At 57.4% G+C, this 11,642-nt stretch carries 13 protein-coding genes and 3 pseudogenes; 10 read left to right on the plus strand and 6 right to left on the minus strand.

All coding sequences use genetic code 11. The annotated features are described in order from the left end of the window. Window positions 1-789 precede the first annotated feature (789 nt). Window positions 790-1,014, minus strand: a pseudogene (locus AC3WJR_RS18785) (hypothetical protein); the annotation flags it as partial. A 95-nt stretch (window positions 1,015-1,109) separates the two neighbouring features. Here AC3WJR_RS18785 and AC3WJR_RS18790 point away from each other — a divergent pair. The 4 genes from AC3WJR_RS18790 to AC3WJR_RS18805 all read left to right on the plus strand — a co-directional run bounded on the left by AC3WJR_RS18790 (window position 1,110) and on the right by AC3WJR_RS18805 (window position 2,683). After that, complete coding sequence (locus tag AC3WJR_RS18790; protein ID WP_492726983.1) at window positions 1,110-1,337, plus strand: hypothetical protein; 228 nt, start codon at window positions 1,110-1,112, stop codon at window positions 1,335-1,337. Between the two features lie 374 nt (window positions 1,338-1,711). After that, the gene (locus AC3WJR_RS18795) at window positions 1,712-2,152 is read left to right on the plus strand and encodes a hypothetical protein (protein ID WP_492726985.1); all 441 of its coding nucleotides are present in this window, start codon (window positions 1,712-1,714) and stop codon (window positions 2,150-2,152) included. Between the two features lie 101 nt (window positions 2,153-2,253). Further along, window positions 2,254-2,454 carry a 30S ribosomal protein S21 gene (rpsU, locus tag AC3WJR_RS18800; RefSeq protein WP_492726986.1) on the plus strand — a complete coding sequence of 67 codons (201 nt, stop codon included), beginning with the start codon at window positions 2,254-2,256 and terminating at the stop codon, window positions 2,452-2,454. Window positions 2,455-2,488: 34 nt separating this feature from the next. Further along, window positions 2,489-2,683 carry a DUF5818 domain-containing protein gene (locus tag AC3WJR_RS18805; protein WP_492727205.1) on the plus strand — a complete coding sequence of 65 codons (195 nt, stop codon included), beginning with the start codon at window positions 2,489-2,491 and terminating at the stop codon, window positions 2,681-2,683. Between the two features lie 575 nt (window positions 2,684-3,258). Here AC3WJR_RS18805 and AC3WJR_RS18810 read toward each other — a convergent pair. Both AC3WJR_RS18810 and AC3WJR_RS18815 read right to left on the minus strand, forming a co-directional pair. Further along, window positions 3,259-3,942 (minus strand): recombinase family protein, encoded by a 684-nt coding sequence (locus tag AC3WJR_RS18810; protein ID WP_492726988.1) that lies wholly within the window; start codon window positions 3,940-3,942, stop codon window positions 3,259-3,261. 148 nt (window positions 3,943-4,090) lie between these two features. After that, on the minus strand, window positions 4,091-5,170 hold the full coding sequence (locus AC3WJR_RS18815; protein WP_492726990.1) for a site-specific integrase: 1,080 nt from the start codon (window positions 5,168-5,170) through the stop codon (window positions 4,091-4,093). A 409-nt stretch (window positions 5,171-5,579) separates the two neighbouring features. On the opposite strand from AC3WJR_RS18815, the gene AC3WJR_RS18820 reads away from it, so the two are divergent. From AC3WJR_RS18820 to AC3WJR_RS18840, 5 genes and pseudogenes are all read left to right on the plus strand, one after another. After that, complete coding sequence (locus AC3WJR_RS18820; RefSeq protein WP_492726991.1) at window positions 5,580-5,861, plus strand: type II toxin-antitoxin system Phd/YefM family antitoxin; 282 nt, start codon at window positions 5,580-5,582, stop codon at window positions 5,859-5,861. Beyond that, a complete protein-coding gene (locus AC3WJR_RS18825) occupies window positions 5,770-6,255 on the plus strand; it encodes a hypothetical protein (RefSeq protein WP_492726992.1) in 486 nt (161 codons plus the stop codon). Before AC3WJR_RS18820 ends, AC3WJR_RS18825 begins: the two co-directional genes overlap by 92 nt. Window positions 6,256-6,571: 316 nt before the next feature. Continuing rightward, complete coding sequence (locus tag AC3WJR_RS18830) at window positions 6,572-7,045, plus strand: ferritin-like domain-containing protein (protein WP_492726996.1); 474 nt, start codon at window positions 6,572-6,574, stop codon at window positions 7,043-7,045. 29 nt (window positions 7,046-7,074) lie between these two features. Next, a pseudogene (locus tag AC3WJR_RS18835) lies at window positions 7,075-7,340 on the plus strand (transposase); the annotation flags it as partial. Between the two features lie 365 nt (window positions 7,341-7,705). Beyond that, window positions 7,706-8,022 (plus strand): annotated as a pseudogene (locus AC3WJR_RS18840) (IS3 family transposase); the annotation flags it as partial. Window positions 8,023-8,048: 26 nt separating this feature from the next. On the opposite strand, the gene fliE reads toward AC3WJR_RS18840, so the two are convergent. The 3 genes from fliE to AC3WJR_RS18855 all read right to left on the minus strand — a co-directional run bounded on the left by fliE (window position 8,049) and on the right by AC3WJR_RS18855 (window position 10,170). Further along, complete coding sequence (gene fliE / locus AC3WJR_RS18845; protein WP_492726998.1) at window positions 8,049-8,375, minus strand: flagellar hook-basal body complex protein FliE; 327 nt, start codon at window positions 8,373-8,375, stop codon at window positions 8,049-8,051. 12 nt (window positions 8,376-8,387) lie between these two features. Continuing rightward, window positions 8,388-9,539: a sigma-54 interaction domain-containing protein gene (locus tag AC3WJR_RS18850; RefSeq protein WP_492727000.1), complete on the minus strand. Its 1,152-nt coding sequence runs from the start codon at window positions 9,537-9,539 to the stop codon at window positions 8,388-8,390. A 484-nt stretch (window positions 9,540-10,023) separates the two neighbouring features. Continuing rightward, window positions 10,024-10,170, minus strand: a complete 147-nt coding sequence (locus tag AC3WJR_RS18855; RefSeq protein ID WP_492727002.1) for a hypothetical protein — start codon at window positions 10,168-10,170, stop codon at window positions 10,024-10,026. A gap of 745 nt (window positions 10,171-10,915) precedes the next feature. Here AC3WJR_RS18855 and AC3WJR_RS18860 point away from each other — a divergent pair. Then, window positions 10,916-11,641: a fimbrial biogenesis chaperone gene (locus AC3WJR_RS18860; RefSeq protein ID WP_492727004.1), complete on the plus strand. Its 726-nt coding sequence runs from the start codon at window positions 10,916-10,918 to the stop codon at window positions 11,639-11,641. Window position 11,642: the final 1 nt, after the last annotated feature.

An 11,642-nucleotide genomic window follows, 5' to 3' on the forward strand; every position in this document is an offset into this window, starting at 1 on the left:
CAATGAGGAGGTGAGCGCTGTGCTCGCGCGCGTTAACGCCATCGATAAGAGATCGACGTTCTCACACAGCCTCCACCCTGTGCGGGCGTCCAAAGGCCCCTGCCTCACCTCCTGAACGAACGTCCGCTTCTCGCGATCAGCTCCCGGAAGCGGCCATTCCGCTATCCACCCCAAAACGGCGATGCAGCCCCCTGCCCGGCTGTCTGAACGACGTCCGCTTACGCCGTTCGCTTCCCGAAAGCGGCCAGTCCGCTAACCACCCCCTTATGACATTCCGAACGTCGCAAGCTTCTAGAAAGCAGTCGTTCGCGTTTACAACGAGAGATAGGAATGCGGCCTACCCAGCTGGACATTTTCGAGGTATCACAAAATATCGCTACCGATCATTCCGCGAGCAGGATGGCGACCGAGGGCAATGTCTGGCTCCCGCTTGCACGTGGAGCACCAACATGCCTGAATCTGAGGATATGGCATTTCTTGTCATGCGCGAGCGACAATCGCGCGAGTTGGCGGCAGTGCCAGGGGATATCGCCGTGCAGCGAGCGCACCTGGCCATGGCGGACCGCTATGCCGCCCGCATATCCACTCTAAAATCCCAAGCCCTTTAGCTCGCTCACGTACATAGGCACCTTCGGCCTGTGGGTCGGACATCTTGGAAACTACGCGTACAGTATAGCCGATTTTGGTCAAACGCGTGCCTTCTGCCCGCCTTGCACCAGGTAGGCGTCGCTCGACTGTCGGGGCGGATCGCAACGCGTTGATTGGAAGAATGGTAAAAACTGGTGATTATCAGGCGAAAGAGGTCCAGCGCCATTTTGAGACGGAGCCGGGCCAACGTCGGATTTCTGTCGTTTTAGCTAAAGTGAGCGCATCCTCCTACAGCTAGATAGCGGACCGTACTTGTGATTTTAGTGTGTCCCAGCAAATTTGCACTGCCCGCAATTTTGCCGTCGCCTTGCAGACTATCGAAGCCTTTGTCCGCCAAGGCGAGTGAGTTCCATACTCTCGCCTTCGAGCTACAACTGAGTTCACCTTCTAAATGGCAGTCGGATAAGCCCCCTATTGATCTAACCCGTTGACAAGCAATTTTTTACAGGCAGGTTTTACGCATGCGCAAAATTCCTGAAACACCGCCGAGTTATCTGCGCGCGTTGATCACCGCCGCACCAAGTCTGACAGACCAACAGAAAGGCCAAGCTGTCGCGGTCTTGCTGTCGGATGTTCTCGGCTCGATAGACCGGGCGGTCGCAGGCGCCGCACAAAGCGAACCGGGCATAGCTTCAGTTGCGACCGACGTAACCGAATGGCACAGCAATAAAGCGGATTGTAATAGTTGATTAGACAGCGCTGACGGGATTCATCGTCGGTCGTGGCCCATTCCAAGGTCAAATGTTGGGTTTTTTGACTCTGAAACACCCTTGACGGCTCGGCAAGATAGGCGCTTGCGCTGTTGATAGGCGTTATTTTCGGAATGCCTACACGGTTTCGTCGATTACTGTCTAAACCCAAGCGGCTGCCTTCGGAATGCTACCGGTCCAGAAGTAGCTCGATTGCAATCCTGACAGGTGTCGGTCGATTACAAACCGGCCGCTATGGCTAGCATCTATCATACGCGCGCCCCCCCCCCTTTACCATGCGAGCAGCCGTTACTTATCTTCAGTGCCGTCACATTGGTAAGCGGTCAGCAAGGATCGGCTTGTACGATGGCCGCATGGAATACATTGATACAAAGGCTGCCCTGCACGAGCATCAACGAGCGGCATACGTGTTGCTTAAACAAGGAATTCAAGCGGTGGGTGCCGGCCTGGGTCCAACGCTAGCAGCACTCCCCGCATTGCGCGCTGAAATGGCGTCTGTGCTTAACGCCTATCAAGGCTTTAAACACGACGGCATTTTCAACCATGCCGTAGCATCAGGTGATCGGGAACGTGTCGCACTAGGCCACGCGATGAAGATCGAATGCATCGCTGCCGGTGAAGTGTTTCGCAGCCACTTGAGCCGTTGGAAGGAAGCAGACATCGGAGCGGATTGGGATGGTTATAAAGTGGCCACGCGCCTCGCGGCAGGTCAGCTAATCCGACACATCGACAATGAGCGCGACGGAATTCTGCGGCTGATCGATCTGGCTCACATCGGCTGCTCCCGACATTGATTTGAACGCCTGCACTGCCCAGTCAGTTGGAAGCCTTGGCAGGTTTTCCGTATATCAATATGCGCAACCGACAGCCGAAAGGGCCAAGGAATTTTCGCACCATGCAGATCATCGTTCGAGACAATAACGTCGATCAGGCGCTCCGCACTCTGAAAAAGAAATTGCAGCGTGAAGGCCTGTACCGTGAGCTGAAGCTTCGCCAGCATTACGAAAAGCCGTCAGTGAAACGTGCTCGCAAGCGAGCAGCAGCAATCAGCCGTGCGCGCAAAGCCGATCGAAAACGCGCGGCACACGACGGATGATTAACAAAACGGCAGCAAAGTGACGGCGATCGGGATGCGCCTTGAGGAAAGCGGTACCCTGATCCACAAGGGCGAAACCTTCTACCTCCGTCGTGATCTTGGGGGACTCTATCAGCTCGAAGCAAGCTCCTCCCCCGTCGAGCTCTTAGGAATGCGCGTACTTTTGTCTGGCACATGCGTGGGGACCGATCTGATCCATGTTGACCGACTGACGGGTACTGACGATTAGAACCCGCACGCGTTTCAACTGCCTACCGCACATCTGATTCAACTCGACTCATTACAATTGCTCACCCCCAGCGGTGAGGCAGAATGACGGGCATGGATCAAGTCATTGCCCACGTCTGCGGCCACTCACAGCTGCACTACTTACACGGCTTTGCCAGCCAGCAGGACCGCAAGGCTCGTTGGCTGGAGACTACGAAGTGCCGTACGTGTTTCGCTATGGACAGACAGGGCGAACAGATCGCTAACGTAACTCGGGACGATGCGACAATCGCCCATCTTGTGCTGCCGCAGCTGTCCGGCAGCGATCGGCAGATCGCGTGGGCGACTAAGATCCGCACGGAGCGGCTTTCGGCTATCCTTACGGAAGCGGCGGAACGTCATGTCAAAGCCTGCACCGACTGCCTTTCAATAACTGAGGCAAAATGGTGGATCGATCATCGCAATCTGTCCGCCACTGACCTCATAAATAAAATCCAAGCTAGTCCCTCCCTCATAGATACCAAGGCAGTTGCCGCTTTAATGTCCGATACATGCCCCACTATCCGAGCCGGTTCCTCATCGTAGCAATGCCGTAAGTCAGGGTTCGGAAGCCGCGTGTCGGGCGATGCCTGATCCGGCTTGTTTTGCTCGATGTAATGCCGTCACGCGCTTCACCTGAGCGATACTGCATCCGGCCAATTCAGCAGTACGGGCAATACTCATACCCGCCTCCCGCAGACCAATAATACGTCGGTGATGCGCTAGATCTGGCTTCCGCCCGGTGTAGCGCCCTGCCCTTTTAGCGAGCTCGATCCCTTCCCGCTGCCGTTCGCGCCGGGTTTCGTAATCGTCACGAGCGGTTTGAAGCGCAACCCGAAGCAGCATGTCCTGCACCGCTTCTAGGACAATTCGAGCTACGCCCGAACTGTCCTCAACCAGATCAGACAAGTCGACGATCCCTGGTACAGCCAGGCGAGCTCCCTTTCCCTTGATAGTTGCAACCAGAAGCTCCGCCTCAGCCAACGGCAGTCGGCTGATGCGATCAATCTTCTCGGCAATTACCACTTCACCCGCTTGCAGGTCAGCAACCATACGCAGCAGTTCGGGGCGATCCGGCCGCGCCCCCGAAGCTTTTTCGCGGTATACTGCGGCGACGTAGAAACCGGCGGCCCGTGCACTCCCCACAATCGCCTCTTGGCGCGTCAGGTCTTGCTCATCGGTACTCACCCTCAAATAGACCCGCGCTGCTCGGATCGCGTCTTGTTTCGGTTGGTCGTTCATCGCCTCGGCTCCATTGGGTATACCCAAGATAGCACACGGGAATTGGGTGGGCTCAAATGCCTGCATCGCCAGCCATCATAGCTTAGCCAATCATGCCGATCACATCTCGCCAGGCGGTCACTGCTTGCCGTGCCCCTATATATAATGCCTACAGGAATCCCTCGCCGGCATGTGCCCGGAAGCGTTCATGGTCCCGCACGTATTCGGCAACCATGTCGATCGAGGCGTGACGGCTATGCTCGCGCATCTTGAACAAATTGGCGTTCTGGCGGCCCGCCTCGGTCAGGAACCCGGCACGCAGCGAGTGGCCAGAAAACAATGCCGGCGGATAACCCGCCGCCTGCGCGGCGGCCTTCACGATCAGTGCCACGCCTTGCGCGCTCATCGCCAGTTCGGTCAGCCGCCCTTGCGGGGTGAGCTTGCGGAACACCGACCCGTGCGCGATCCCCGCCTGATCAAGCCAGGCCCGATAGTGCCGGACGGGTTCGAGACGGCGACCATCTGGAATGGCGACACTGTGCCCCCTGCCCTCCTGATCGGTCTTCGATGTCGGTACCCGTACCAGTAATCCGCGCGCATCCTCCGACACGCGGGCCACGGTGATCGCAACGAGTTCCGAGCGACGGAAGGCACCCGCCATCCCGATCGCCAGCAGCGCACGGTCGCGGTACGCGCGCAGATCGCCACCGGTGATCGTGCGCAACATATCACGGAGCACGTCACCATCGGCAGGCCGCTTCCGTGCGGAGGGATCATCGCGCTTGTCACGCCGGATCGCCCGCATCGCCTTGTCGAGCCGGGTGGCGTCGGGCTGGTGGGTCGGCGGATCAATCCCCGCTGCCCGGTGTGCGAACACGATGGCGGCAAGACGCCGGCTGATCGTCGAGCGCCCAAGCGGCTTTGCGACCGCTGCCCGCCCCCCGCGCGATCGCTGCGGCGTTTGGGGAACGAAACCGCGTTCCGCGAGCAGCGTCAGGAACGCCGCGACGATCGCCGGCGTCGCCGGCAACGGTCGGTATCCGCTCTCCTCACACCATACACGGAACAAACGCCAGTCAGATTGATAGGCGCGCAGCGTCGCCGCAGCCGATGCCCGCGCTACATAATCGTCGACGCGGTCGCGATCATCCGGCGCGAGGTCCGGAAGGTACGCGGCAACTGCCTTGACCTTATCGGCAACAACGAGACCAAGTGCGTCGCCTGTCCCCTTATCGTCGTTCTGTGACACGTGAGCTCATTCTATCACCAAAGCCACGATCATGACCCATTCTGCCACCGCTGACCGGCACGCTGACCGTAAGATAGGTACCGAAATCTATTTGGCAGGAATTACATTTATCGCTAGAATGTTTTGCCAGATATATCGCGTCTATGGCGCAATTCCGGATCTCCCTTTTTTCCGGATTCTCCGGTTCTCGCTGTTTATATCGTTTTGGCACATCTTGACGGCTATCCTTATTTTCCGTATTTCATCGATACGGGCTTAAAGCCGTCGTGCTTCTACCATGATCCGCGCGTGCAGGCTGAGCCCGTACTCGCGACCGAGCCCCGCGCGTACCGGCAGCAGCCTGCATGCGATCGAGATCCCGCCGCACAGGCAGCAGCCTGCAACGCATCCAGCACAGGAACACCCGCTCATGGCGACGAGCATAGAAATCGTACCTTCGGGCGAATTGCAAAAACAGTTCGGCCGCTATTCCGACGAGGCGATGATCCGCCCGGTCGGCGTTAGTCGGAACGGCCGCCTGCGCTTCGTCATGGTCCCCGTCGATGAATATGAGCGCCTGCGCCGTCGCGAACGGATCGCCGGCCGCGTGGAGGATCTAGATGACGAAACCCTCGAAGCCATCCGGGCCGTCGAACCCGGCCGCGGCGCCGAAGACGCCGAAAAAAGGCTCAACGCTGCCGCAACCGGGTGAAGTTCTCAACTACAGCTACCTGTGGGAATACGAGTACGTTAACGGTCGCGATGAAGGTATAAAGGACCGGCCTGTCGCCGTCGTGCTGGTGACCCGTCCGAAGGACGGGATCGATCAGGTGCACGTCGTACCGCTGACCACGAAAGCCCCTACCCGCGATCATTTGGCGATCGAAGTGCCAGAAGCAGTTCGGCGTGATCTTGGCCTGTCTGGCGAGCAATCGTGGATCATCATCACCGAGTGGAACCGCTTCGCGTGGCCCGGCTATGATATCCGGCCGATTGCGGGGCGCGAGCCGGCGGTCAGCTATGGCTATTTGCCCGCCAACTTCTTTCGGCGTGTCCGCGAAGCGATCGTCGCTGCTGGCATCGGCCGTCCAGTGGATCGCGACTAACGCAACCTGCAGGAATCGAAATAAAACCTCCATCGCCCTCGTAATCCGTGCTTTCGACGACACTTCCGTCCCATGACGATGAGCATTACGTCGGGACCCACAAGTAGACATTCAATTGCCCCTTCCCCGCCTCCCCACTTTCGGACATTAGCTGATTTTTACAAACTGCTCCGCCTGGCTGGCATAACGAGAGCCGGTACCTGTTCGTACTCTGCATGCCGCTACCCTTGACCAAGCTGTCGTCCCGCTTGTCTCCCAGTATGACGGATTGCCCTCTCCACCATTTGCGTGAGCCCGTTCCCGCGGGGGGATCGTTATGCGACTTCCTCTACCGGAGTCTTCCATCACCGATACTAACGACATTTCCGTGCTGAATGGCCTTATCACAACCACGCTCGACAGCATGAAAGGCTACGAGGACGCGGCTAAAGACGCCGAGAGCACACAGTATGCGACGATGTTCGCAGACTTCGCACGCGATCGTGCAAAGGTAGCGACTGATCTCCAAAACCAAGTCCGCAACCTCGGTGGCGAGCCAGAACTGGACTCCGGCATGCTAGCTGCTGCGCACCGGACTTTTATGGATCTGAAGCAGGCGATCACCGGCAAGGACGACAAGGCCATCATTCAGGAGGTCGAACGCGGCGAAGACCATATCAAGGCCAAGTTCGAAGACGCGATGAACGATGGCGATCTGACACCTGCGACACAGGCCGCGATCACCGAGACGTTCGCCTCGATCCGTGAGGGCCACGATAAGATGAGCGCGCTCAAGCACAGCATGGCATAACGGATGCTGGGCGGCGTTATCGATTCGAACGCCGCATCAAGCGGTGGAGCATGACGAGGTGATCGAAGCGATGCAGGCGCGGCTCGACCGGATGCCGAGTGCAATGCGGGTCAGACGACGCACGGTCGAGCAGGGCTTCGGCACACTCAAGGACTGGATGGGGCGAAGCCACTTCAAGACGCGAACGCTGAAGAACGTCAGAACCGAGATGAGCCTCCACATCCTCGCATACAACATCAAGCGCGCCATCGCTCTGGTCGGTGTGCCGGGGCTGATGGCAGCGATGCAGGCCTGAACCTTGCGTTCGCGCGCGTCTCAATCAACGACGCTTCGTCATCGTTCTCACACAGCCTCGGTGAAAAGCGGACGTAGGAAAGGCCACCGATCTCACGACCGACGGCCTTCCATTCCTTACCAATCCCGGGAGGGGTTAAGCGGCGTAGGAAACCTGCGTGCCGCCACGACGACGCCGCATCGTAAAACCAATCGCGCCATGCCAAGAATCATCATCGTCCAATTCGCAGTTTCGGGAACAGCCGCTCCCACCGAGACGGAGCCCGATGATGCAAAGAATATCGATCCGCGTTGCCTAGCCTCGACATTCTCACCCCCCTTACCAATCTTCGTGCTTTCGACGACATTGAATTCACAGGGCCAATGGAAAGTACGTTCACCGACGACATCGTCGTGTTGCCCAAGCAGTACAGACGCTACGGCTACCGCCGGGTGACAGCGCTGCTGCATTCGGTGAGTTGGTCAATGAATCACAAACGTGTGGAGCGGATCTGACGGCGCGAGGGCTTGAAGGTGCCGCAAAAACAATCGACTCGAGGACGGCTATGGTTGAATGGCGGCTCGAGTATCTAGCGGAGCGGGCTTATCTAGGGCACGTCTGAGAGTATGACTTCGTTAAGGCTCGGGCGCGTGATGGACGCAAATTCCGCATCCTCACAATCATTGACGAGGCCTGTGAGGATTGATCAAGTCAAGGTGGCTTTAGTCATCAAACCGGCATACCCATAATGTCTTTGTAAGCAGACAATAGCTTGTTCCGAACTTGCAACGCGGCTTCGAACCCGACGCTGGCCTGTTGCCGAGCAAGCATTACTTTAGCAATATCAACGGTCTCGCCGCGCTCGTAGCTTTCTGACAGTCTGGCGGCTTGCGTTTGGCTTTCATTGACACTCTTAAGCGCCCCATCGAACGTATCAGCAAAGCTGGTCGACCTTCCTACGGTAGCAGGTGGTGCCAGTACCGAGGCAGCGCGGGACAATGCCTGATTGCGATCAACGATCTGGGCGCGAAGCTGCATGAAACGGTCGATTTCCATCTCAACCGATGCTCAGGCCGATGCCACTTGGGCAAGACTGTTACCCTGCTCTCTCGCCTTAGCTAACCGGTAGCGCAGGGTCCGCTCCGAAATACCTAAACGACGAGCAGTTTCAATACGGCTGCCTTTGCATGCTGCCAGTGCGTCGCGGATCGCTTGGATTTCGCTTAACTGCACAACATTGCCCAGCGTATTGGCCCCTAACGGCAGGACCGCCTTGTGATTCACGCGTAATGGAGCATCCATAGGGCGATCGAACAAAACGTGGTTGACGTCGATCTGGTTTCCGGACGCGAGCAGCAAGGCCCGCTGCACGACGTTTTCCAGTTCGCGAACATTGCCCGGCCAATCGTGGCGCATCAACGCCGCCAATGCGTTGGACGTGGGCCAGGGGATCAACTTGCGGTTGCCCGCATGACGCAGAATCATCGTTGCAACGAGGGCTACAATATCGTCCGGACGTTCAGCGAGCCGCTTGGTAGTAAGCGGGAAGACCGCAAGTCGGTAATAGAGATCAGCTCGGAAACGCCCTGCTGCAACTTCAGCCTGAAGATCGCGATTGGCACAGGCGACAACGCGGACGTTGGTCGGCTGCGGCACGGAGGCACCGACCGGCACCACTTCGCGCTCTTGCAACACGCGCAAGAGCTTTGCCTGCATTGACAGCGGCATCTCGGCAATCTCGTCGAGCAGGATGGTACCTGCCTCGGCCGCACGGAAGAAACCTTGGCCGCCTGACGTCGCACCGGTAAAGGCACCCTTCTCATGGCCAAACAACAATGCCTCGAGCATCGTTTCGGGCAGTGCCGCGCAGTTGATTGCAATGAACGGCTTGCTCGCTCGCTGCGAGCTGGTGTGGATCGAGCGGGCCAACACTTCCTTGCCGGTGCCGGTCGGTCCGTTAATCAGAATGCTGATATCGGCCTGTGCCACCCACCGCGCCATTGCGAATAATGCCAACGTCCCCGGATCGGCGGCTGTTGGCAAATCGGGGCCGCCGACCATTACGCGGACGAAAGCGTTACCAATTGCGGAGTCTGTTGGACCGAAGATAATTCTGTGTGAATGCCCTTCACAGCCAGGCACGATCGAGGGTTCGCCAGTGCCGACGACGACGGTGCGGGCGGGCATCGACACCTGCTCGCCTTCTGCAACCAGAAACATGTCACTAGGCCGCGGCGCCGTGGCGGACGTCCCAATTGTGAACCCCTGCGCGCTTAGAGCCTTTATTAACCCCTGTCGCTGGTTCGATATTGTTACAGAGGGGAATATTGATCGCATGCAATGTCCTGCCTGATGGCGGGACATTGCATCACAAAAATGAACGCTACGTAAAATACGCTGTTGATCTTCACGAGGCCTTACCTGTCCAACGGAGCAACGTTCATGGTTTGGTTCTAGCTTTAGCGCGATGACCGTTACGGCGGTAGGCAATAATCGACTGCTAGAATGCGGTCAGCTCGTCTGCGGGGCAGTCCTGTACGACAACCCACAGCTTCCGGTCCGACGCGAGGGCGCAACCACCACCGATCGCTACGAGGGCGGAGAGCTAGGCGGTGGGGTCGAAGCTTGAAGTGGTTGGGGCATCACCTTGTAGCACAACGACATTGGAACCGGCGCCGATTGCTGTCTTGGAGTGGGCCATTGTTCAAACCTCTTGCGCGAGGCGGGCAACGGCGGCGGCTATCATTATCCCGGTGCCTTCGTTGCTGAACGTATCCAACTTCATCACCTTCGCCATTTTGGCGTTGAGGTCCGCGATCGAACGGCAGGAAAACGGGATCACAGCGTCCATTGCGTCAACCGCCGAAGGTTTTGGGGGGTCAGAGATGTGGAACCAGCTTACCCCTATCTTCAACCACGCGCTGTTCAGCAGCTATCTAGTCTGTTCCAACATTCGGTAGCAAGGAAAGCAATGCCTGCGAAAGCGAACTGTCAGCTTTGAGGCCAGACAGCAGCCCCTACCCTTATGCCGAAACTTAACCGTCAAGGCATGCAATTAGCGGTGACAGTCCGTGCCAACGAGTGCTGATATTCTTACCTCTTCGCGATCAATGGCTCAGCAGTCGATTCCGCTAGTATTCAATTAATACTAGTTGCGCAGTATCGGATGGGCTGGAGCTTTCCCCTACCATAGACCTGTATCCCAAAGGGCTGCAGGCAGCTTTGCCATAGCTCGAGCATTTGTAGATCTGGTTTGGGGCCTGCCTCCCGGGCTGGCACGTCCCCGCGCCGAGTTCGGCAAATTCCCAATTTTGGAATGCGACAGCAGCACAGTCGTTGATCGTCGCTCCGACACTCATTTCGGCAGATGAGGCCGGACTTGCCACAGCTGACTCCGAAAACTGCAAACCAACGAAAGCGATGACTGAAAAAAGGACGACTTTGTGTACACTCATCAAAATTATAACTATTTATTAACCAACACTAAGCTAGTTAACCCTTCGGTTTTATACAGGTGTTGGCGAGCTTGCCAGATTCGAGGCAGGTAACCAGAAACTTGATGGTTCGTTCCGTCACGTAGAGATTAAGTTTGCCTCATGCTTAACCGCTCTTCACTACGACCCTCCTTGGCTCTCGCTGTCGGAGCGCTGCTTCTCCCGCATTGCGCAGCTGCGCAAACTCTGGAGATTGCCCCCGTCACAATCGACCTACCTGCGGGCCGGGAAACGAGCATTATTCGCGTCACTAATCGTGGCGATCAATCAACCACTATCCAAATGCGTCCATTTTCCTGGTCACAGCAAAACAGCGAAGATACCCTCTTACCAACCACAGACTTAGTTCTCAGCCCCCCGTTCAGCACGTTAGGGCCAGGCGACACACAGACCGTCCGTATTGTGCTCCGTAAGTCGCCCGTTTTGCGAGAAAGTGCGTATCGCCTTCTAATTGACCAACTCCCTGCGGCTGCCAACCCTGGCACCGTTCGTGTCACGCTGCGGATCTCCCTGCCTGTTTTTGCGGCCGCTGCTGGCCTAGCTCACGCGACGCTTACCTGGAAAATCGTGGGTGACGATCCTGTCAAAAGATCTCTGGTTGTTAGAAACGAGGGATCTCGGCGGGTTAAGATTTCAGAACTTAAAATTAGCGGAACGGCTACGTCACCTGGATACACCTTCCGCTATGTTTTAGCTGGCAGCGAAATCTCCATACCCGTTGACGCAGGCTCTCTTGGTTGGGCTGCGTTGAAGGGACGCGCTCACATCTCCGGTTCTACGGATCAAGGCAGGTTCGAGGCCGATGCGCCCATCATGCCTGCGCCGTAAA

Source organism: Sphingomonas sp. FW306-05-A, assembly GCF_058782275.1.

What these genes read in the sequence shown, in the direction of transcription:
- AC3WJR_RS18790 (WP_492726983.1), top strand. Translation starts at nt 1,110, where the DNA reads ATGCGCAAAATTCCTGAAACACCGCCGAGTTATCTGCGCGCGTTGATC.
- AC3WJR_RS18795 (WP_492726985.1), top strand. Translation starts at nt 1,712, where the DNA reads ATGGAATACATTGATACAAAGGCTGCCCTGCACGAGCATCAACGAGCG.
- rpsU (WP_492726986.1), top strand. Translation starts at nt 2,254, where the DNA reads ATGCAGATCATCGTTCGAGACAATAACGTCGATCAGGCGCTCCGCACT.
- AC3WJR_RS18805 (WP_492727205.1), top strand. Translation starts at nt 2,489, where the DNA reads ATGCGCCTTGAGGAAAGCGGTACCCTGATCCACAAGGGCGAAACCTTC.
- AC3WJR_RS18810 (WP_492726988.1), bottom strand. Translation starts at nt 3,942, where the DNA reads ATGAACGACCAACCGAAACAAGACGCGATCCGAGCAGCGCGGGTCTAT.
- AC3WJR_RS18820 (WP_492726991.1), top strand. Translation starts at nt 5,580, where the DNA reads ATGGCGACGAGCATAGAAATCGTACCTTCGGGCGAATTGCAAAAACAG.
- AC3WJR_RS18825 (WP_492726992.1), top strand. Translation starts at nt 5,770, where the DNA reads ATGACGAAACCCTCGAAGCCATCCGGGCCGTCGAACCCGGCCGCGGCG.
- AC3WJR_RS18830 (WP_492726996.1), top strand. Translation starts at nt 6,572, where the DNA reads ATGCGACTTCCTCTACCGGAGTCTTCCATCACCGATACTAACGACATT.
- fliE (WP_492726998.1), bottom strand. Translation starts at nt 8,375, where the DNA reads ATGGAAATCGACCGTTTCATGCAGCTTCGCGCCCAGATCGTTGATCGC.
- AC3WJR_RS18850 (WP_492727000.1), bottom strand. Translation starts at nt 9,539, where the DNA reads ATGTTTCTGGTTGCAGAAGGCGAGCAGGTGTCGATGCCCGCCCGCACC.
- AC3WJR_RS18855 (WP_492727002.1), bottom strand. Translation starts at nt 10,170, where the DNA reads ATGGACGCTGTGATCCCGTTTTCCTGCCGTTCGATCGCGGACCTCAAC.
- AC3WJR_RS18860 (WP_492727004.1), top strand. Translation starts at nt 10,916, where the DNA reads ATGCTTAACCGCTCTTCACTACGACCCTCCTTGGCTCTCGCTGTCGGA.